This window comes from Clostridium sp. M62/1 (genome assembly GCF_020736365.1).
Classification (GTDB): Bacteria; Bacillota; Clostridia; order Lachnospirales; family Lachnospiraceae; genus Otoolea; species Otoolea saccharolyticum_A.
On record NZ_CP085988.1, the window covers coordinates 1,621,779 to 1,644,511 of the forward strand.

Below are 22,733 nucleotides of genomic sequence, written 5' to 3' on the forward strand. Positions count from 1 at the left end.
AGACAGGCTGATGACAAGCGCATATCTAAGAAACTGTCAGGCCGGACAGAATTTGCCGCAAAAACGGCCCGCTGCAGGCGGGATTTGTTGTTCTTCTGCTTATTTGGGGAGGTGCAGGAAGGCTGGCTCTGTTCGGAGTTCCGGGCTGAGGGCTTTTTAGGCATGCGCTTGTGAGGGCGCATCGGGGCATGTTCCGCCGGGAGATGTCCCCGGCGGTAACAGTCCGTCTTACAATTTAAGCGGGGAAACCTGCAAAACAATAGGAGGAATACAACTTATGGCAAAGAAATGGGTTTATTTGTTCAGCGAAGGCAATGCCACGATGAGAAACCTGTTAGGTGGCAAGGGCGCTAACCTGGCTGAGATGACAAACTTAGGCCTTCCTGTACCGCAGGGCTTTACGATCACAACAGAAGCCTGCACACAGTACTATGAGGATGGCAGAAAGATCAACGATGAGATCATGGCTCAGATCATGGAGTACATCTCCAAGATGGAAGAGATCACAGGAAAGAAATTCGGTGACAAGGAGAACCCACTTCTGGTTTCCGTTCGTTCCGGTGCCAGAGCTTCCATGCCTGGTATGATGGATACAATCTTAAACCTCGGTTTAAATGAGGAAGTAGTAGAGGTTCTGGCTAAGAAATCCGGCAATCCGCGCTGGGCTTGGGACTGCTACAGAAGATTCATCCAGATGTTCTCCGACGTTGTTATGGAAGTCGGCAAGAAGTACTTCGAGGAATTAATCGACAAGATGAAAGCAGAGAAGGGCGTTACACAGGACGTAGAGCTTACTGCTGATGACTTAAAGGAGCTGGCTAACCAGTTCAAGGCTGAGTACAAGCAGAAGATCGGCGAGGACTTCCCAACTGATCCGAAGACTCAGTTAATGGAGGCTATCAAGGCTGTATTCCGTTCCTGGGACAACCCACGTGCAAACGTATACCGTCGTGACAACGATATCCCATACTCCTGGGGTACTGCTGTAAACGTACAGATGATGGCATTCGGAAACATGGGCGAGACATCCGGTACAGGTGTTGCCTTCACACGTGATCCGGCTACAGGCGAGAAGCACCTGATGGGCGAGTTCTTAATGAACGCTCAGGGCGAGGACGTAGTTGCCGGTGTTCGTACACCACAGAAGATTGATCAGTTAAAGGAGGTTATGCCGGAGGTTTACGAGCAGTTCGTAGGCATCTGCCATACTCTTGAGGATCACTACAGAGATATGCAGGATATGGAGTTTACTATCGAGGACAGAAAGCTCTATATGCTTCAGACACGTAACGGTAAGAGAACAGCTAAGGCTGCATTAAAGATTGCCTGCGATTTAGTAGATGAGGGAATGATCTCTGAGGAGAAGGCAGTTACCATGATCGACCCGAGAAACCTGGATACACTGCTTCACCCACAGTTCGACGCAAAGGCATTAAAGGAGGCTGCTCCGGTTGCTCAGGCATTAGCTGCATCTCCAGGAGCTGCCTGCGGTAAGATCGTCTTCACAGCAGAGGATGCTAAGGAGTGGGCTGCCAAGGGCGAGAAGGTTGTTCTGGTTCGTCTTGAGACATCCCCGGAGGATATCGAGGGTATGAAGGCTGCTCAGGGTATTCTGACAGTCCGCGGCGGTATGACATCCCACGCAGCAGTAGTTGCACGTGGTATGGGAACCTGCTGTGTATCCGGCTGCTCCGAGATCGCTATGGATGAGGAGAACAAGAAGTTCGTTCTGGCTGGAAAAGAGTACCATGAGGGAGACTGGTTATCCATCGACGGTTCCACAGGTAAAATCTACGACGGAATCATCCCGACAGTAGACGCTTCCATCGTTGGAGAGTTCGGAAGAATCATGGCTTGGGCTGACAAGTACAGAAGATTAAAAGTTCGTACAAACGCTGATACTCCGGCTGACGCTAAGAAGGCACGCGAGTTAGGTGCAGAGGGTATCGGACTTTGCCGTACAGAGCATATGTTCTTCGAGGGCGACAGAATCGACGCATTCCGCGAGATGATCTGCGCTGATACAGTAGAGGAGAGAGAGGCAGCTCTCGAGAAGATCCTTCCGGTACAGCAGGGCGACTTCGAGAAGTTATACGAGGCTCTGGAGGGCAACCCAGTTACCATCCGTTTCCTGGATCCGCCATTACACGAGTTCGTTCCGACAGAGGAAGAGGACATCAAGAAGCTGGCTGACGCTCAGGGCAAGACCGTTGAGCAGATCAAGACAATCATTGACAGCTTACACGAGTTCAACCCGATGATGGGTCACCGTGGCTGCCGTCTGGCTGTGACATATCCTGAGATTGCAAAGATGCAGACAAAGGCTGTTATCCGCGCAGCAATCAACGTACAGAAGGCACATGCTGACTGGAAGGTTGAGCCGGAGATCATGATCCCGCTCGTTGGCGATGTAAAAGAGTTAAAGTATGTTAAGAAGGTAGTTGTTGAGACAGCAGACGCTGAGATCGCAGCAGCAGGCGTAGAGCTCAAGTACGAGGTTGGTACAATGATCGAGATCCCGAGAGCATGCGTGACAGCAGATGAGATTGCAAAAGAGGCTGAGTTCTTCTGCTTCGGTACAAACGACCTGACACAGATGACATACGGCTTCTCCCGTGACGATGCAGGTAAGTTCTTAAATGCTTACTACGATGCTAAGATCTTCGAGAACGATCCATTCGCTAAGCTTGACCAGGACGGCGTTGGCAAGCTGATGGAGATGGCTATCAAGTTAGGAAAGGCTGAGCGCCCAACCTTACATGTCGGCATTTGCGGCGAGCACGGCGGAGATCCTTCTTCCGTAGAGTTCTGCCACAAGATTGGTCTGGACTATGTTTCCTGCTCACCATTCCGTGTGCCGATCGCACGTCTGGCAGCAGCTCAGGCCGCTCTGAACAATAAATAATGAAGCGGACAGTGACAGTCTACTGTTAATAGAACGATCCGTTTAAAAGCTAGCCCCCCACATCTGTGAGGGGCTAACTTTATCTGCCGGCCCTGCAGAAACAGCCTGCCGGGCAGATGCAGGTACGGGATGTTTTGGAATGATTACTTGAATGAGGGAAGATGGAACAGACAGAATACAGGAGGATTCCAGCAGTTACCAGGATTCCTCTCAGTGAAAAAGCATACCGCTCCTTGATGGAGTCTATCGTCAGCGGTGTTTTGCCTCCCGGGACAGAGCTTAGGGAGCAGCATGTGGCAAAACAGATGGGAATCAGCGCTACCCCGGTACGGGAGGCATTCAAGCGGCTGGCAAGCGACGGGCTGATTGAGATTATTCCTTACCGCGGCGCAGTCGTAAAAGAGCTGGATCAGAGAGAAATTGAAGAGGCCTATGCCTGCCGTGAGGCGCTGGAGCACCTGGCGGTAGAGCAGGTAATCGAGAGAGTCAGCCAGGAGGAGATCGATAAGCTCTACCGGATGATCGAGGAGTTTGAACAGACAGAGGGGGTCGCGGAGATCGCCAGGGCGAGCCAGCAGTTTGACGATCAGATCTATCAGCTGACTGGAAACAGGATTCTCAAAAACCTGCTGGAAATGCTCAAGGGAGTGATCAGCAGGGACAGAAAATATTCCGCCGGAAGCCCGGAACGAAAGCATGAGATCTGCGAGGAGCATCGGGCCATTGTGGACGCTCTCGCGAAGCGTGATGTGGAGGCTGCCAGGAGAGCAGTGTCCACCCATATCCATAATGGAAGGAAATACATTGAGGGAAAAAAGTAAGCTCTCCTCAGAAGCAGGAAAGAAGAGCCAAAGGGCAGGCGGCCGCAAAAAAAGGGAGACTGCTGCAGAATGGAATGGAAGTGCAGAATATAGCGCCAGGCTTCACGCCGCGGGCAGTATTTCTGTATGAAAGTCTGGTTTTGCAGCAGTCTCTCTGCGTCTGGAGAGCTTCTTCAGGGAGAATTAGAAAAGCAGGGGAATAGAAAGTTAGAAAAAAAGGGGCAAACAATCATATTGAGGATTGACAAATTATAATATATTCTATAGAATATATTATATAGAAAATGAAACAGTAAAGAGACTAAGAAGAGAAGAAGGACAAAGAGACTGTGGAGAAGTAAAAGTAAAAGTAAAAGTAAAAGGAGAAGGAGGATTGGCAATGGAAAACATTTATATGTCCAGAGGAGCAGACAAGGTGGTCAACACGTGTATGAAGGTCCGGCCAGGAGAGCAGATCCTGATTGTGACGGAGCTGTCCAGACTGAGCATCGCCCAGGCACTGGCCTCGGAGGTTTACCGGGCAGGGGCAGAGCCGGCCGTCTGCATCATGGAGCCGCGAAAGAGGGACGGAGAGGAGCCGCCGAAGGAAATTGCAGCAGCCATGCTGGCGAGCGACGGATTTATTTCGGTGGTTGGAAAATCCATCACCCATACAGAGGCGGTAAAATCGGCGATAGGGGCAGGCTCCCGGGGACTCGTTCTGACCCATTTTACGGAAGAGATGATGATTCACGGGGGAATCGAGGGAGATTTCGAGAAGCTGAAGCCGCTGTGCATCAATATGGCGGAGGCTATGGCAGGAGCCAAAAAAATTGTGCTGACCTCTCCGGGAGGAACACATCTGGAGTATTCTGCCGAGGGGCGCAGAGGAAACCATCTGTACTGCATGGTGGAAAAAGGGCAGTTTTCTACGCTTCCCACTGTTGAGGCAAACGTATCCCCGGTTGAGGGAAGCGCCAATGGAATTATTGTGGCAGACGGAAGCATCCCCTACATCGGGATCGGCGTGCTGGAGGAGCCGGTGACGCTCCGGGTAGAAAATGGAAGGATTGTGGAGATCACGGGAGGACGTCAGGCCAAAATGCTGGCAGACGATCTGGCATCCAAGAATGATCCGAACGTATATAATATAGCGGAGCATGGCGTGGGGCTGAATCCCAAGTGCCGTTTCTGCGGGTTTATGCTGGAGGACGAGGGAGTTTTCGGAACCTGCCATATCGGAATCGGAACGAGTATTACACTGGGAGGAAAGGTAAAGGCCAGCTGTCACTACGATGTGATTATGAAAAATGGAACTATCGTGGCAGACGGAAGAGTTCTGATGGAAAATGGAGTGCCGAAAATCTGATCAGAGCGATAAGGTAAAAGGCAGGGAAGGTAACGCAGGGCAGAGAAGGTTAAGGGGGAAATCAAGATGACGGAGATTAGTTTCAATGTTTACTATACCATAGCGCTGGCAGTTCTGGCGCTGATGCTGGGCGATTTTATCAAAAAACGTATTTATGTGCTTCGAAAATTCTGCATTCCGACTCCGGTGGTGGGCGGTGTACTGGTTGCGCTTCTCATTACAGCTTTAAACCTGTCCGGCACGGCTTCTGTAAGTCTGGACAGCTCGTTCAATGAATTTTTCAGCCTGCTTTTTTATGCGGGAATTGGCTATACGGCAAGCTGGAAGCTGCTGAAAAAAGGAGGACCTCAGGTGATTCTGTTCCTGGTGCTCTCCAGTATTCTGGTTGTCTTCCAGAACGGCCTGGGAATTGTGATCTGCCATATAATGGGAATTAACCCTCTGATCGGTATGGCCTGCGGCTCGATCCCCATGGTAGGAGGAAACGGTACAGCCGCTGCCTGGGGGCCCATCCTGGAGAGTGCCGGGCTGGACGCCGGAACCACGATTGCCACAGCTGCCGCCACCTTCGGTCTGGTAGCAGGAGCGCTTCTGGGAGGACCCATTGGAAGGTTCCTCATCGAGAAAAAACATCTGAAACCCGGCTTGGAGACGAAAGAAATGAAGTTTGGAGATAAGGAGGAGGAAGCAGAGATTGATGAGAAGAGGATGACTGCCGCTGCCTATCAGATCCTGCTGACTGTGGGACTGGGGACGCTGATTTCCTACCTTCTGGAACTGACAGGGCTTGAATTTCCTGCCTCCGTGGGAGCCATGACTGCCGCTGCCATACTGAGAAATATCGCGGATCACTCAGATAAGCTGGATCTGAAGCTCCCGGAGCTGTCCATCATTTCCAATATATCTCTGCTGGTGTTCCTGGCCCTCTCCATGATGACCATGGAGCTGTGGAAACTGATTGACCTGGCAGTGCCCATGTTCCTTATCCTGCTGGCCCAGATGATTTTAATTACCCTGTATGGAATCTTTGTCAATTTCCGGTTTATGGGAAGAAACTTTGACGCCGCTGTGATGACGGTAGGAATGACAGGTTTCGGCCTTGGAGCTGTACCGACGGCTATGGCTAATATGCAGGTGATTGAGAGCAAGTACGGCTCCTCCCCCAGCGCATTCTTCATTGTGCCTCTCGTGGGAAGCCTGTTCATCAATCTGGTAAATTCTGCCATTATTACAGGATTTTTGAATTTTCTATAAGTAAAATATACCAGACACAGGCGTATGCCTGCATATTACATATTTCAGTGGAAACCCTCCGGTCAGTATGATATGATATATCGTACAGCCGGAGGTTTTTTGCGCTGTCCGGCAGTGTGAAAACCGGGAAACGGGAAAAGAGGGGGGAGAAGAATGATAAAGGTATTTCTGGTGGAGGACGAGCCGATTATCAGAAAAGGAATTCGTGATAATATTGACTGGGCGGCTAATGGATTTCAGTTTGTGGGAGAAGGGGGAGACGGGGAGTATGCCTATCCCCTGATTCTGGAGATGGAGCCGGACATCCTGGTTACAGATGTCAAGATGCCCTTTATGGACGGGCTGGAGCTGAGCAGGCTGGTAAAAAAAGCCCTTCCTGATATAAAGATTGTGATTTTAAGCGGATACAACGAGTTTGACTACGCCAAGGAAGCGATAAAGATGGGAATCAGCGACTATATCCTGAAGCCGGTGACCTCAGCGGCTCTCGTGGAGGCGTTAAAGCGGGTGGCCGATACGATCCGGGAGGAGAGAGAGAGGGAGAAGCTGCTGGAGCGGTATTTTGCCAGCTATAAAAAGTATACGGAATTTCTGGATCAGACGGACTACCGGGGAGTGGATCGGAGGCTGATTGAGGAATTTTTAAAACTGGGCTCTGTGGACGAGTGTGAGACATTTGTGGAGGAATATTTTGCGGCTGTGGGGGAGAACAACTATAAATCTCTGCTGCTTCGCCAGTATATGGTGGTAGATATTTTCTACTGTGTCCAGGAGTTTGTCAGAAATCTCGGAATCGAGGAGGAGCTGCCGGAGAGTTTTCGGGATATAAAGAGGATCCCCCAGGCGATTACAGAGGTGGAGAAAACAAAACACTATCTGGTGGGGTTGTTCGGATGTGCGCTGGAAGTCAGAGACAGAGTCTCCTCGGATCGGTATGGGCAGGTGATCCGCGAAGCCAAGAGCTTCATAAAGGAAAACTTTTCCAGGGGAGATTTTTCTTTAAACCTGGTAGCTGCCCATATTGGGGTAAGCCCCAGCTATTTCAGCTCCATTTTCCGGCAGGAAACGGGGCAGACCTTTGTGGAGTATCTGACGCGGGTGAGGATTGACAGCGCCTGTGAGATGCTCAAATGCACAAATCTCAGAACTGCAGAGATCGGTGAGCGTGCAGGATACAATGATCCCCACTACTTCAGCTCTGCCTTTAAAAAGGTTATGGGAATGTCGCCGAAGGAGTATAAGACGTCGGTCAGACAGGGGTAGCATCAGGCAGGATTGGCTGGTACTCCGGAAGGGGCCGCACCGTGGAAAAACGGCTTGAACTGCCGGAACAGGGGAGGAAAACGGGATGAGAGGGCAGATAAAAACAGGTGGAGATGAAAAAAGAGAGATTCCCCGCATGAGACTGACGGAAAACTCAGAAGAAAGAAAAGAGGAACAGGAGGGCAGACAGCCTGTGAGTAATTCCGGGAAAGAGCAGGAGAGAACAGGGGCCAGAAGGATTTTATATTTTTTTACGCTGAACCGGAGGATGAGTCTGCTGATTCTGGTGACAGCAATTCCTCTGACCTGCATGGTTTTGGGGATTGTCTCCCTGATCAGAGAATACTCGGCATCCTACGCCACGATTATGTCGAATCTGAGAATTGCCAATGAATACAATATGAAATTTAAGGAGGACATGGAGTATTCCATGTACCGGGTTATGATCGGGCTTTTGAAGCCGGAGCAGTTTCAGGACGGGGACATCATAGAGGGGAGAACCCAGTATGCTACGATAGTCAAGAATCCCTACAATATGATCGAGTCGGCCAGGAGGGATTTTGAGTCTATTGAGAGGGAGAGAGGCTCTGACAGAGATATTAAAATCAGAGGACTTTTATCCTGCCTGGATTCTCTGGAGACGGCGGTGAACAAGCTGATGAACGCCTCCAAGGAGACAACCCCCTACGATGTGCAGCAGTCTATCTGGGAGAATGATATTCAGGGACTCTGTTCCATGATTCAGGACTACATAAACCAGTATATCTATTATGAGACTCTGAGAATGGAGCGTCTGCAGAAGGATCTGGAAACCCAGACAACCCGGCTGCTCATGATATACCTGGTACTGCTGGCTGCGGTGCTGACTGTGGGATTTGCGATTGCGGCAGCGATTGCCCGTTCCGTGACAGGGCCGGTGAAAGATCTCACGGAGACGGCCCGCAGGCTGGGGCAGGGGGATCTGAAGGCCCGGGCGGCCATGAGCGGCATGGCAGAGATCAATGTTCTGGCGAGAACCTTTAATATTATGAGCGATGAAATTGCTGGGCTGATGGATAAGACCAGGAGGGAACAGGAGAATCTGCGTGTGATGGAGCTGAAGCTGAGGCAGGAGCAGATTAACCCTCATTTCCTCTACAATACTCTGGACTCCATTGTCTGGATGGCAGAAGGGGGAAACAACAGGCAGGTAGTGGAGATGACCTCGGATTTGAGCGACTTCTTCCGGACGGTGCTCTCTGAAGGACACGATTTCATCACCATCGCAGAGGAGGAACAGCATATCAGAAGCTATCTGAAAATCCAGAAGATCCGCTATGAGGATGTGCTGGACTACCGGATAGAGATGGAGGAGAGGATCCGCAGCAGGGTGGTGCTCAAGATGATCCTCCAGCCTATCGTGGAGAATGCCCTCTACCATGGAATTAAGAATAAACGAGGAGGAGGCACAATCTCCATCCGCGGATATGAGGATAAAAACGGGATTGTCTTCGAGGTAGAGGATGACGGAACCGGAATGGATCAGGAAACTCTCTCAAAACTGAGAGAAAAGATAAAGAGCGGCAGAGAGGGCAGGGAGGAGCCGGTCAGAAAGAGCGGAGGCTTCGGACTGAGCAACGTGGCCCAGAGGCTTTCCATGTACTATGGAGAATCGTCGGCCCTTGTGATTGAATCAGAGAAGGGTGTGGGCACCTGCGTAAAGCTGTATCTGGGGCAGATTCCCCTTTCCCGCCGGGAGGATGAGAAAAGCAGAACAGAGCAGGTGCGGCCATGAGAGCTACCTTAAAAAAACATACCTTTATAGTAAAAAAATATACGTTTTATTATTGACAGAAAAAATTTCTTAAAAAAATTATACTTTTTTCAAAAGAAGCTCTGTTTAAAAAAGACAGGGCTTTTTTTATAATAAAGTTATCAGAAACGGAACTGAAAAAAGGAGGAAACAAATATGAAAAAGAGATTCTTATCAATCGCTCTGATGATGGCTATGTCAGCATCCCTGATCGCGTGCAGCTCTCAGGCAGAAGCACCGGCTGAGACAACAGCAGCAGGAACAGAGGCAGCTGACACAGAGGCAGCTTCTGAGGCAGGAGAGGAAGCAGCTGCCGATACAGCTGACGGCGATCTGATTACAGTGGGCTATGCACAGGTTGGCGCTGAGTCTGACTGGAGAACAGCTAACACAGAGTCCTTTAAGTCCACTTTCACAGAGGAGAACGGCTACAAGCTGATCTTTGATGATGCACAGCAGAAACAGGAAAATCAGATTAAGGCAATCCGTTCCTTCATCCAGCAGGATGTAGATTACATAGTTGTTGCCCCTGTTGTAGAGACAGGATGGGAGACAGTTCTCGAGGAGGCCAAGGAAGCAGGAATTCCGGTTATCCTTTCTGACCGTCAGATGCAGGTTTCCGATGACAGCCTGTATGAGTGCTGGGTAGGAGGAAACTTCATCAAAGAGGGCGAGACCTGCGGAAACTGGCTGGCTGATTACCTGGAGTCTCAGGGAAGAGCAGACGAGGACATCAACATCGTTACTATTCAGGGTACCATCGGCGCTTCTGCACAGATTGGACGTACAGAGGGATTCGGAAACATTCTGGAGCAGCATCCAAACTGGCATATGCTTGACATGCAGTCCGGAGACTTCACACAGGCTAAGGGCCAGGAAGTTATGGAGTCCTTCTTAAAGAGCTACGATGATATTGACGTAGTTGTATGCGAGAACGACAACTCCGCATTTGGTGCAATCGATGCCATCAAGGCAGCAGGAAAGACCTGCGGACCGGACGGAGACATCATCGTTGTAGGTTTCGACTCTGTAAAAGCTGCATTTGAGTCTATGATCGCAGGCGACATGAATGCTACCTTCGAGTGCAACCCGCTTCACGGACCTCGTGTAGATGAGATTATTCAGAAGTTAGAGGCAGGAGAGGAAGTAGAGAAGATTCAGTACGTTGACGAGGGATACTTCGACACAACAATGGATCTGGAGTCCATCCTGGAGACAAGAGCATACTAATTAAAAGCATATAAAGAAGAATCAGAGCAGCCCGATGATTCATCAGCTAAGATGCGGGGGCCGAAGGCGGAGGCCTTTGGCCCCCGCTTTCGCATTTCAGGGGAAATTCAACAGGATTTTCTGTGAGGTGAGAGAGCCCTGCCGGGCAGGAGCAAGCTCAGGTGAGGCAAAATCAGCCCTGGAAAAGACCCCCTGGGAGGGATTCTATACAGAAGGCTGACGGGCAGAATGGAAGGTAAGGAGGCAGGACGTTTATGGAACAGGGCAGCGTGCTAGAAATGAGACACATTTATAAAACGTTTCCGGGCGTGAAGGCTCTCCAGAACGTAGATTTTACCCTGAAAAAGGGAGAGATCCATGCACTGATGGGAGAGAACGGAGCAGGAAAATCCACGCTCATCAAGGTGCTTACGGGAGTGGAGGAGTTTGAGACGGGAGAGATCCGCGTTGACGGCATAGAAGGAAACGTCGTAAACAGAAGTCCCCAGGAGGCGCAGAAGAGAGGAATCAGCACCGTTTACCAGGAGATTAACCTCTGTCCGAATCTGACGGTTGCGGAAAATCTCTTCATTGGAAGAGAGCCGAGAAAGGGAGGCTTTATTGACTGGAAGGAAATGAACCGCCGTTCGGCAAAGCTCTTAGAGGAGCTGGATATTCATGCGGATGTAACGAAGACAATCGACAATTATTCCATTGCCATCCAGCAGATGATCGCTATTGCGAGGGCAGTGGATATGTCGGCGAAGGTTCTGATCCTGGATGAGCCCACGTCCTCCCTGGATGACGGCGAGGTAGAAAAGCTGTTCTCCCTGATGCGCAGGCTCAAGGGAGAAGGGGTAGGCATCATTTTTGTCACCCACTTCTTAGAGCAGGTGTATGCAGTCTGCGACAAGATCACAGTTCTTCGAAACGGCCAGCTGGTGGGGCAGTACACAACGGCGGAGCTTCCCAGAGTACAGCTTGTGGCCAGAATGATGGGGAAGGATTTTGACGATCTGGCATCCATCAAGACAGAGAAAACAGAGATCCGGGAGAGCGAGGAGGATCTGGTTATCAAGGCGGTAGGCCTTGGAAAGAAGGGGTACATAAAGCCCTTTGATCTGGTTATCAGAAAGGGAGAGGTCGTAGGCTTTACGGGACTTCTCGGCTCCGGGCGATCCGAGACTGTAAGACTCCTGTACGGGGCGGAGAAGGCTGACTCCGGAGAACTTTTTGTGAAAGGACAGAAGCATCTGGCAAAGAACCCCCTCTCCTCCATGAACTGCGGTATGGCCTATCTTCCCGAGGATCGGAAAAACGAGGGAATCATTGCAGATCTCTCTGTGAGGGAGAATCTGATCCTGGCCCTCCAGGCTAAGAGAGGTGTGTTCAGGCTCCTTTCCAGAAAGCAGCAGGAGGAGTTCACGGACAAATACATCGAGATGCTGCAGATTAAGACTGCCAGCCGGGAGACGCCGATTAAATCCCTGTCGGGAGGAAATCAGCAGAAGGTTATCATCGGAAGATGGCTTCTTACAAATCCGGATTTCCTGATTCTCGACGAGCCTACAAGGGGAATCGATGTTGGAACCAAGACAGAAATCCAGAAGCTGGTGGTGGAGCTGGCCAAGAAGGGCATGGCTGTGGTATTTATCTCCTCCGAGATTGAGGAGATGCTCAGAACCTGCGATCGCATGGTCGTAATGAGGGACAGCACTAAGGTAGGCGAGCTTTACGGCGATGAGATGAATCAGGCCAGCATTATGGCAACCATTGCGGGAGGTCAGTGATATGAGTGGGACATTAAAAAATATTACGTCAAAGCGGCTGTTTCTGCCGATTTTCTGCCTGGCTCTGGTGCTTTTGATCAATGTGATTACCACGCCGGACTTTTTTCAGATCTCCGTGAGAGACGGAGTACTCTACGGATACATTATCGATATTATCAACCGTGCGTCAGAGCTTGTGATACTGGCAATCGGAATGACCCTGGTTGTCTCCGCCTCCGCCGGAACGGATATCTCCGTGGGCGCGATCATGGCTGTGAGTGCAGCAGTCTGCTGCAACCTGCTGACAGGCGGAGAGAGAGCCGCTACTGAGCTGGCAGCGCCTCTGTTCATGGGCTTTGGAGCAGCGCTCTTAGTGGGTATCCTCATCGGCTGCTTTAACGGTTTTCTCGTTGCAAAACTGAATATTCAGCCCATGGTGGCAACCCTTATTATGTTTACGGCAGGCCGCGGTATTGCCCAGCTGATTACAGACGGCCAGATTACCTATGTGAGGGTGGACAGCTATAAGCTGCTGGGCGCTTCGTTTCCGGGATTCCCGGTGCCCACGCCTTTTATTGTGGCAGTCATTATGGTGGCTGTGACGGCGCTGATTTTAAAGAAAACGGCTCTTGGAATGTACATACAGTCAGTAGGTATCAATAAACGGGCATCCAGGCTTATCGGAATCAAGGCCGTGTTTATTATTTTCCTTACTTATGCCTACTGCGGACTCTGTGCCGGACTGTCGGGACTGATTGCCTCCAGCCGTATCTACTCGGCGGATGCCAACAATATCGGACTGAACATGGAGCTGGACGCTATTCTGGCGGTGGCCATCGGCGGCAACTCCCTGGGCGGAGGAAAGTTTTCTCTGGCAGGCTCTGTGATCGGAGCCTATACGATCCAGGCCCTCACCACAACCCTGTACGCTATGCATGTATCTTCGGATCAGGTTCCTGTCTATAAGGCGGTTGTGGTTGTCATCATTGTGGCACTCCAGTCACCGGGATTTGCCAGATGGAAAAAATCTCTGTCCAGAAAGCAAGAGAAAATGCAGCTTGAGGGAAAGGAGGCTTAACTATGAAACAGAGAAAAAAAATGAATCAGAACAGCTTCCTTCTGCTTATCACGATTCTTCTGTTCTTTATTATGTACGGAATCGGCTGCGTGGTGTTTAAGGATGTTGGCTTTGCAAAAACACAGAACTTTTTGAACCTGTTTATCTCCAATGCGGGACTGATTGTCATCGGCATCGGAATGACAGTGGTTATGATCACGGGAGGCATTGACATCAGCGTGGGCTCCTTTGTGGCTATGGCCTGTATGATGCTTGCGTGGATGATGGAGCGGGGCGGAATCGGAGCAGTCCCCGCAGTGATCATTGTCCTTGTGACAGGCGTGGTATTCGGCCTGGTGCAGGGCTTCCTGGTAGCCTATATGGATATCCAGCCCTTTATTGTGACGCTGGCGGGAATGTTCTTTGCCAGAGGTATGACGGCGATTATTTCCAAGGATATGATAAGCATTACTAATGAAACTTTCATGGCATGGGCGAAGGCCAAGATCTATCTTCCCTTCGGAGGCTACTTAAATAAAAAGGGAATTCTGATCCAGCCGTATATTTACCCGACGGTTGTCATTGCCCTGCTTCTGGTGGTGCTGGCATTTATCATGCTCAAGTATACGAAGTTCGGCCGCAGCCTTTACGCCGTGGGAGGCAACGAGCAGTCTGCCATGATGATGGGACTGAATGTGCGGAAGGTGAAGCTGAAAGCTTACGTGCTGGACGGATTTCTCTGCGGCGTGGGCGGCGTGCTGTTCTGCCTGAATACGCTGGGCGGCTTTGTGGAGCAGGCAAAGGGCTTTGAGATGGACGCCATCGCCTCCTCTGTTATCGGCGGAACTCTCCTGACAGGAGGTGTGGGAAATGTCTTCGGAACGCTGTTCGGTGTTCTGATTAAGGCTACCATCGAGGCTTTTATCACCTTCCAGGGAACTCTGTCCTCCTGGTGGACCAGAATCACCATTGCAGCTCTTCTCTGCTTCTTCATCGTGCTCCAATCTGTGCTGGCCATGATCAAGAAGGGCGGAAAGCAGGATTAGAAGGCAGCTGATGCCGGAAGAGACAGACGGAAATGAAAATATCAGGGCCGGAAGAAAAGATATCCGGCCCGGGAAACTGAGAAAGAAAATCACAGCAGCGACAGGAGGAAAGAGGAATGATTTTAACGGGAAAGAAATATAAATTCTGGTTCTGTACAGGCTCTCAGGATCTCTACGGAGACGAATGTCTGGCCCATGTGGCAGAGCATTCCAGGATTATTGTGGAGAAGCTCAATGAAAGCGGAAGACTGCCCTTTGAGGTGGTGTGGAAGCCGACTCTGATCACCAATGAGGTGATCCGCAAAACCTTCAATGAGGCCAATCAGGATCCGGACTGCGCAGGAGTCATCACATGGATGCACACCTTCTCACCGGCCAAAAGCTGGATTCTGGGACTTCAGGAGTACAGAAAGCCTCTGTGCCATCTGCACACCCAGTTCAACAGGGAGATTCCCTATGACGCCATAGACATGGATTTTATGAATGAGAACCAGTCGGCTCACGGAGGAAGAGAGTATGGCCACATTGTTTCCCGCATGGGGATCGAGAGAAAGGTGATCGTAGGCTTCTGGGATGACAGCGAGGTTCAGGATGCCCTTGCCTCCTGGATGAGAACAGCAGTGGGCGTGATGGAGTCCTCCCACATCCGCGTGATGCGTGTGGCCGACAACATGAGAAATGTAGCCGTGACAGAGGGAGACAAGGTGGAAGCCCAGATCAAGTTTGGCTGGGAGGTTGACGCCTACCCGGTGAACGAGATTGTGGACTGTGTAAACTCTGTCTCTAAGGCAGACACAGATGCCCTTACAGAGGAATATTACAGCAGATACCAGATTCTCACAGAGGGAAGAGACGAGAAGGAATTCAGAGATAAGGTGGCTGTGCAGGCCCAGATTGAGCTGGGCTTCGAGCGGTTCCTGGATGAGAAGAACTACCAGGCCATTGTCACCCACTTCGGAGATCTGGGAGGTCTGAAGCAGCTGCCGGGACTTGCCATCCAGAGGCTCATGGAGAAGGGCTACGGCTTCGGAGCAGAGGGAGACTGGAAGACAGCGGCCATGGTGCGCCTGATGAAGATCATGGCTGAGGGCGTTCCGGGGGCAAAGGGAACCTCCTTCTTTGAGGACTATACCTACAACCTGGTAAAGGGCCGGGAGGGAATCCTGCAGGCCCATATGCTGGAGGTATGCCCCACTGTGGCAGACGGCCCCATCTGCATCAAGGAGCAGCCGCTGAGCATGGGAGACAGAGAGGATCCGGCGAGACTTGTGTTTACGGCCAAGGAGGGGAAGGGAGTTGCGGTGTCCCTCATTGACCTGGGCGAGAGGTTCCGTCTGATTATCAATGAGGTGGATGTGAAGAAGGCGGAAAAGCCGATGCCGAAGCTTCCGGTAGCCACGGCCTTCTGGACGCCTCAGCCTGATTTAAAGACAGGAGCCGCAGCATGGATCTATGCAGGAGGCGCTCACCATACAGCCTTCTCCTATGATCTGACGGCAGAGCAGATGGGAGACTGGGCAAACGCCATGGGTATTGAGGCTGTGTATATTGACAGAGATACGAATTTAAGACAGTTCAGAAATGAGCTGAGATGGAACGAGGCTTTCTACAAGTTCAGATAGTCAGAAGGCAAACAGGGAAAGGCCAGGCAGAGGCCGGCTGGAAAGAGGTGGAGACAATGAGCCGAAGTATAGAGGAAATCAGAGAGGATATAAGGGCAGGGAGAACAGCTCTGGGAATTGAGTTTGGCTCGACGAGAATCAAGGCAGTTCTCACAGACAGCTCCCTGGCCCCGGCGGCCCAGGGAAGCCACAGCTGGGAAAATCGGCTGGAAAACGGAATCTGGACTTATCCGGAGGAGGAAATTATCGCGGGGCTTCAGTCCTGTTACAGGGATCTGGCCCGGAATGTGAGGGAAACCTACGGAACAGAGCTGGAAAACGTGGGTTCCCTGGGAATCAGCGCCATGATGCACGGCTATATGGCCTTCGGGGAGGACGGAAACCTTCTCGTGCCCTTCAGGACCTGGAGAAATACCATGACCGGGGAGGCGGCAGAGAAGCTGACGAAGCTCTTTTCCTACAACATTCCCCAGAGATGGAGCATCGCCCATCTGTATCAGGCCATGCTGAATGGGGAAGAGCACCTGGGCAGGCTGTCCTTTCTGACAACCCTGGCAGGGTATATTCACTGGCGCCTCACCGGGGAGAAGGTGCTGGGCGTAGGTGATGCCTCCGGCATGTTCCCTATAGACAGCAAAACGGGAACCTACAGCCGGGAGATGATGGAAAAATTTGAAGCTCTCAGGGAGGAGATGGGATACCGGTGGTCCCTTCCAGGGATTCTTCCGAAGGTGCTCCCGGCAGGAGAGGAGGCGGGAACTCTCACCAGGGAGGGCGCCGCTCTTCTGGACCCTGCCGGTGTGCTGAAAGCGGGAGTCAGGCTTTGTCCTCCTGAGGGAGATGCCGGAACCGGCATGACGGCTACCAACAGTGTGGCTGAGAGAACGGGAAATGTATCGGCGGGGACATCTGTATTTTCCATGATTGTCCTGGAGCAGGAGCTGAAAAAGGTGCACCCGGAGATCGATATGGTGACGACACCTACGGGCAGGCCGGTGGCGATGGTGCACTGCAATAACTGCACCTCGGATTTGAACGCCTGGGTCGGCCTGTTTGGGGAGTTTGCCGAGCTTATGGGATTCCCCACGGAGCCGGATAAGCTCTATGGAAGCCTTTACAGGGAGGCCCTGAAGGGGGATGCAGACTGCGGCGGTCTGTTTGCCTGCGGCTATCTTTCCGGAGAGCCGATTACAGACTTTACTGAAGGCCGTCCCATGTTTTTCCGTCTGCCGGACAGCCGCTTCCACCTGGCCAACTTCATGAGGAGCCATCTGTACAGCTCCCTGGCCACCTTAAAGATCGGCATGGATCTTCTCACAGAGGAGGAGGACGTGAAGCTGGACCGCCTGATGGGCCATGGAGGTCTGTTTAAGACGGCTGGGGTAGGCCAGAGGATAATGGCCGCAGCTGCCATGACACCTGTCTCCGTCATGGAGACGGCAGGAGAGGGAGGCCCCTGGGGGATGGCTCTTCTGGCTTCCTACATGACTGAGGGGAAGGGAGAGTCTCTGGAAGAATATCTGGAAAGACGGGTGTTCGCAGATACCAGGGCGACCACCATAGAGCCGGACGAGGCAGATGTGAAGGGATTTCAGGCGTATATGAAGCGGTACCGGGCAGGTCTCGCAGCAGAGAGAGCGGCTGTGGAGGCTGTGCGCGGGTAACAGCAGCAGGAAAAGGAGCAGGATTATGCTGGAGGAACTGAAAAAACAGGTATATGAGGCCAATATGGAGCTTCCGAGGCTGGGCCTTGTGACATTTACCTGGGGAAATGTATCGGGAATCGACAGGGAGAAGGGACTGTTTGTCCTAAAGCCGTCGGGAGTGGAGTATGAGAAGCTGACGCCGGAGGACATGGTGGTCATGAGCCTGGATGGAGAGAAGGTGGAGGGAGAGCTGAATCCCTCGTCGGACACGAAGACGCACATGGTTCTGTACCGCCGTTTTCCGGACATCGGAGGGATCGTTCACACACACAGTCCGTGGGCAACCTCCTGGGCCCAGGCAGGCAGGAGCATCCCCTGCTACGGAACTACCCATGCAGATTATATTTACAGGGATGTCCCCTGTGCCAGATGCCTTACAAAAGAGGAGCTGGATGAGGACTACGAGAAGAATACGGGAATTGTGATCGGAGATCTGTTTGAGAAGGAAGGAATTGACTACCGGGCAGTTCCCTGCGTCCTGTGCAGATGTCACGGCCCCTTTGCCTGGGGAGAGAATCCTCACATGGCAGTCCACAATGCGGCAGTGCTTGAGGAGGTGGCCAGGATGGCCGCCCGCACGGAATGGCTGAATCCTGAGGTGAAGGAGGCGCCGGCCTACCTTCAGGATAAACATTACTTCAGAAAGCACGGGCCCGGCGCCTACTATGGACAGGAGAAGAAGTAGGCAGATTCCGGGACTGAAACAGAGAAAAGCAGCTTAAATTCACAGAGAAAAGGGCAGAGTCCTTCTGCAGCCGTTTTGGAAGCAGAAGGACTCTGTCTTTTTTTGAGTACAAGGTGAAAGGGGAAAGAAGCATTGACAACCAGGAGCCCTTCCAGTAAAATTTGGTAATAGCAAAAGGATGGGAGACGGAGCCTGCAGGAGGCAGGAGAAATGTGTCAGCCGTTAAAGAAACATGGAGTTTTACGCAGAACAGGTGTGAAAAGACCGCTGCAGGGGGATTATACAGGAGATAAAAGATGAAAAAACTATGGCACATATATGACCGGATGAGAGATATAGTTTGTATCTTAAATGCAGACACTCAGGAGATTGTATACATGAATCCCCATGGCCTGAGGATGCTGGGATTTCGTTCCCTGGAGGAGCTTGGGAAAGACTTCCGTTCAGAGACACTGCAGAACCTTGACGGACTTATTACAGCCTGCGGGCAGGAGGAGACGCCGGATGGAGGGCCTGATGAAAAACTCTGGAAAAATATGGTGGACGGGCTTGTTTATGCTGTAAGAAGCGGCTTTTTTGAGGTGGGAGGAGAGAGGTTCAGAATCCAGACTGCCAGTGAATGCAGGGAGGAGGAACTGCATGAGTATCAGTCTTCTTTCGGACGCTTTCTCAGAAAATATTATTTTGATACAGAAATGTTTTTTCATTCAGTGTCAGCTCGTGAAATGCCGGTATATGTTTTCTTCGGCGATGTGCAGGAGGATGTCTACTATGTCTCAGATAAGTTAAGAGAGGAGTTAGGGCTTTCTTCCAACCTGGTTCATCAGCTGTTCAGGCAGGCAGAGCCGTTTGTCTACGAGAAAGATCGGGAGAACTATAAGCGGGGACTTTTAAGTGTGATGGAGGAAAGACGGGAATTTTACAGCCAGCGTCTGAGATTTCAGGGAATGGACAAAAGAATCCGATGGATGTGCTGCTGGGGAATTATCAAGTGGGACGGGGACAGACCTCTGTTTTTCTCGGGCTGCATGACAGATTTGGAAGACGAGTTCTCAGCGGATTCTGTGACAGGTCTCCTGCGTTACCCGGCAGCTGTCAGAAGACTTACCGCTCTGAGCGAGGAAAAAGAGCAGGCGACGGTGTTCGGCATTGGACTCAGCCGCTTTTCCGTGATCAATGACTCTCTGGGACGTATGGAGGCAGACAGGCTCCTCAGACAAATCTGCGCACAGCTTCGGGAAAGACTTTACGGATTTGAGCTGTACCGGATGGACGGAGTCCGTTTCCTTGCAGTTTGTCCCGGCCAGGTGCCAGATGTGAGAATATCCGGCATTATCCGCCAGTGTATTCAGGAGTGCTACCGGAAAAAAGGAATCGAGATGAAAAATCCCTGTGCTCTGGGTATGCTGCGCTGTCCGGAAGACGGGAGAAGCGGAATGGAACTGATCGAGAGGGTGATGACCTGCATCTACTATGCAAAACGGAATCCCGAACAGGGAGTCCTGCGGTTTTCGTGGGATATGCTGGAAAAGCGTCAGAAAGAGACAGAGATGTCTCTGGAGCTGTGCCGGAATGTCAGAGATCAGTTCAAGGGGTTCCGGGTAGTGATTCAGCCTATTGTAGAGGGAGAGACAGGGAGAATCAAGGGAGGAGAGATCCTGAGCCGCTGGGAGTGCAGGGGGACAGCTGTTTCACCGGAATGCTTTATTATGCTGATGGAGGAGAATAAGCAGATTCTGGCCTTTGGAAAGTGGGTTTTTGAACAGGCTGTTCTGGCCTGTCGCAGCTTTATGAAAGAGCGTCCTGATTTTACTGTGTCGTTTAATGTGAGCTATCTTCAGATTACTGACAGCAGTTTTCTTCCTTTTATGAAGGAAACGCTGTCAAGATATGGAGTTTCCGGCAAAAATTTAATCCTGGAACTGACAGAGACACATTTTGATGAGGCTCCTGAGCATCTGGAGAGGCTGGTCAAAGAATGCAGAACTATGGGGATGAAGCTGGCTCTGGATGATTTTGGGAAAGGATATTCTAACCTTCAGATGCTGCTGCGCTATCCGGTGGATCTGGTAAAGCTGGATCGGGAGATAATGAGAGAGATAGCTCAGTCGAGAACCAGCAGAGAGCTGGTGAAAAGTATTGTCCTCGCATGTCACAGAGCAGATAAGAAGGTATGCGTGGAAGGGGTGGAGACGGAGACAGAGCTTGGAATTGTTAAGAGAATGAAGGCTGATTATGTACAGGGCTACTACTTTTATCGTCCGCTGAACACACAAGAGCTTCTGACAAAGATTTCAGGCGCCTGAGGGTAACAGAAACCATAGATGGATATCTGCAGCCCAGCTAAGCGGTGCTGGAATAGAAATCCCTGATTCTGGAAAAGATAGAAACAGCGGAAGGCAGAACGCGCCTGCCGTCAGAACACACGGATACCCGGCGAGGAGGCCGGAAATATCTGATATCAAGATTCAGGAGGGATTTGCATGGAACCGATTTTAAAGACCAGCGAGACGGCAAAAAATCTGATGAGGGCCTTTGCAGGTGAGAGCCAGGCAAGAAACCGCTATACCTTTGCGGCATCAGCGGCAAAAAAGGAGGGCTTTCCCGTCATCCAGGCGGTATTCCAGTTTACAGCCAATCAGGAGAAGGAACACGCAGAACTGTTTTACAAATTTTTACAGGAGATGACAGGAGATACCATACACATTGACGGCGGCTATCCGGTGGATACCTACGACCGCACGCTGGATCTGCTGAAAGCCGCCAGACACAATGAATTTGAGGAATATGAGAATGTCTACAAGCAGTTCGGGGATATTGCCCTGGATGAAGGCTTTGACCGGGTGGGACAGGTATTCCACATGGTGGCAGACATAGAGAAAACCCACGGTGACCGGTTTGATCTGTTTGCAGGCCTTCTGGAGAGGGGCCAGCTCTTTGCCTCTGAGGTGGAGACGGGCTGGGTGTGCTTAAACTGCGGCTATGTGTATCACGGAACCTTTGCGCCGAAATACTGTCCGGTCTGCGAGCATGAACAGGGCTGGTTTATCCGCATGGAGCTTACCCCCTATGCCGGGGCCTATAAGCCCTGGAAGAACCTTTAGAAGGCAGCAGGATAAAAGACAAAGAAAGTGCAGAAAGCCAGGCCAGGCATTCAGAGATTGGAGGAATTATGGATTTATTCAGGACAGCGGCAGCAGCTCTGTCTGCAGCGGCGGCGGCCTCTTTTGCCCGATCAGAATACGAAAAGCGTCATTTTGTCACGGAAACGTTTGAGATTTCGTCTGATAAGCTAAAAACGCCGGAGAGGAACCTTGTGTTTCTCTCCGACCTACATAGTAATGAGTTCGGGGAGGAAAACGAAAGGCTTCTCAGGGCAATTGACAGGATTCGTCCGGATGCCGTGCTGATCGGCGGAGATATGATGGTGTGCAAAAAGGGAAAGCTGGATCTTGCGGTCTGCCTGAACCTGGTGGAGAGGCTGGCGTCAAAGTATCCCGTATACTATGCAAACGGCAACCATGAGGAGAGGATGAACCGGGAGAGAGAACATTACGGAAACAGCTACGACCGGTTTCGGGAGGCCCTTGAGCAGGCAGGAGTCATCTATCTGTCAGACTGCTCGGCCTGCCTGGGGGAGGATGTGAGAATCACAGGCTGCAACATGAAAGAGCGCTATTACCGCCACCGCTTTACAGTGCCTCAGATGGAGGAAGGGGAGCTGGAACGCCATGTGGGGAAGGCTGACAGGGAAAGATTTCAGATTCTGATGCTTCACTCTCCGCTGTTTTTTGACTGCTGCCGCAGGTGGGGAGCCGATCTGACGCTCTGCGGCCATTTCCACGGCGGCACGATACGCCTCCCCTTTCTGGGAGGCGTTATGACGCCTCAGTATCAGTTTTTTCTGCCGTGGTGTGCGGGACAGTTTGACAGAGAGAAAAAGACGATGATCGTAAGCAGGGGACTGGGGACCCACTCGATTAATATCAGGCTGAACAACAGGCCTCAGCTGGTGCATATCAGGCTGAAGAAGGGCAGATAGAGAGAAAGGGAGAAGATTTTCTGTGATTTCGCTGTGACAGAAAATCTTCTCCCTTTTTAATATAACAGGAAACTTCGTTCCCTGTTATATTAAAACGCTCCGCAGGCGGAGAATCCTGCGAAGCAGGATTCTTTCTTGTTCAATAGGAAATTTCATTTCCTATTGAACAAAAATGACGTTGATGCGCACTCGCGCGCAAGGTAAAAATTGCCTG

The 22,733-nt window shown here is 51.3% G+C and carries 16 protein-coding genes; all 16 read left to right on the forward strand.

Annotation, left to right across the window (positions count from 1 at the left end):
* Positions 1-277 precede the first annotated feature (277 nt).
* Positions 278-2,905 carry a pyruvate, phosphate dikinase gene (ppdK, locus tag LK436_RS07755; RefSeq protein WP_008395816.1) on the forward strand — a complete coding sequence of 876 codons (2,628 nt, stop codon included), beginning with the start codon at positions 278-280 and terminating at the stop codon, positions 2,903-2,905.
* A gap of 161 nt (positions 2,906-3,066) precedes the next feature.
* Positions 3,067-3,726 (forward strand): GntR family transcriptional regulator, encoded by a 660-nt coding sequence (locus LK436_RS07760; protein ID WP_008395815.1) that lies wholly within the window; start codon positions 3,067-3,069, stop codon positions 3,724-3,726.
* A 379-nt stretch (positions 3,727-4,105) separates the two neighbouring features.
* Positions 4,106-5,074, forward strand: a complete 969-nt coding sequence (locus tag LK436_RS07765; protein ID WP_015574416.1) for an aminopeptidase — start codon at positions 4,106-4,108, stop codon at positions 5,072-5,074.
* A 66-nt stretch (positions 5,075-5,140) separates the two neighbouring features.
* Positions 5,141-6,328 (forward strand): sodium/glutamate symporter, encoded by a 1,188-nt coding sequence (gene gltS / locus LK436_RS07770; RefSeq protein ID WP_008395811.1) that lies wholly within the window; start codon positions 5,141-5,143, stop codon positions 6,326-6,328.
* A gap of 153 nt (positions 6,329-6,481) precedes the next feature.
* On the forward strand, positions 6,482-7,591 hold the full coding sequence (locus LK436_RS07775; RefSeq protein WP_008395810.1) for a response regulator transcription factor: 1,110 nt from the start codon (positions 6,482-6,484) through the stop codon (positions 7,589-7,591).
* Positions 7,592-7,676: 85 nt separating this feature from the next.
* On the forward strand, positions 7,677-9,365 hold the full coding sequence (locus LK436_RS07780) for a sensor histidine kinase (protein WP_008395809.1): 1,689 nt from the start codon (positions 7,677-7,679) through the stop codon (positions 9,363-9,365).
* Between the two features lie 174 nt (positions 9,366-9,539).
* Positions 9,540-10,613 carry an ABC transporter substrate-binding protein gene (locus tag LK436_RS07785; RefSeq protein WP_008395807.1) on the forward strand — a complete coding sequence of 358 codons (1,074 nt, stop codon included), beginning with the start codon at positions 9,540-9,542 and terminating at the stop codon, positions 10,611-10,613.
* A 254-nt stretch (positions 10,614-10,867) separates the two neighbouring features.
* The gene (locus LK436_RS07790) at positions 10,868-12,382 is read left to right on the forward strand and encodes a sugar ABC transporter ATP-binding protein (RefSeq protein WP_008395803.1); all 1,515 of its coding nucleotides are present in this window, start codon (positions 10,868-10,870) and stop codon (positions 12,380-12,382) included.
* Between the two features lies 1 nt (position 12,383).
* The gene (locus LK436_RS07795; RefSeq protein ID WP_008395802.1) at positions 12,384-13,439 is read left to right on the forward strand and encodes an ABC transporter permease; all 1,056 of its coding nucleotides are present in this window, start codon (positions 12,384-12,386) and stop codon (positions 13,437-13,439) included.
* Between the two features lie 2 nt (positions 13,440-13,441).
* The gene (locus LK436_RS07800; RefSeq protein ID WP_008395801.1) at positions 13,442-14,464 is read left to right on the forward strand and encodes an ABC transporter permease subunit; all 1,023 of its coding nucleotides are present in this window, start codon (positions 13,442-13,444) and stop codon (positions 14,462-14,464) included.
* Positions 14,465-14,580: 116 nt separating this feature from the next.
* Positions 14,581-16,086 (forward strand): L-arabinose isomerase, encoded by a 1,506-nt coding sequence (araA, locus tag LK436_RS07805; RefSeq protein ID WP_008395799.1) that lies wholly within the window; start codon positions 14,581-14,583, stop codon positions 16,084-16,086.
* A gap of 56 nt (positions 16,087-16,142) precedes the next feature.
* A complete protein-coding gene (locus LK436_RS07810) occupies positions 16,143-17,750 on the forward strand; it encodes a xylulokinase (protein WP_044930636.1) in 1,608 nt (535 codons plus the stop codon).
* 25 nt (positions 17,751-17,775) lie between these two features.
* Entirely contained in the window at positions 17,776-18,477 is a 702-nt protein-coding gene (locus tag LK436_RS07815) for an L-ribulose-5-phosphate 4-epimerase (protein WP_008395796.1), read from the forward strand.
* 296 nt (positions 18,478-18,773) lie between these two features.
* The gene (locus tag LK436_RS07820) at positions 18,774-20,783 is read left to right on the forward strand and encodes a GGDEF domain-containing phosphodiesterase (protein WP_008395794.1); all 2,010 of its coding nucleotides are present in this window, start codon (positions 18,774-18,776) and stop codon (positions 20,781-20,783) included.
* Positions 20,784-20,960: 177 nt separating this feature from the next.
* A complete protein-coding gene (gene rbr, locus LK436_RS07825; protein WP_008395793.1) occupies positions 20,961-21,581 on the forward strand; it encodes a rubrerythrin in 621 nt (206 codons plus the stop codon).
* Positions 21,582-21,649: 68 nt separating this feature from the next.
* The gene (locus tag LK436_RS07830) at positions 21,650-22,519 is read left to right on the forward strand and encodes a metallophosphoesterase (protein ID WP_008395792.1); all 870 of its coding nucleotides are present in this window, start codon (positions 21,650-21,652) and stop codon (positions 22,517-22,519) included.
* Positions 22,520-22,733: the final 214 nt, after the last annotated feature.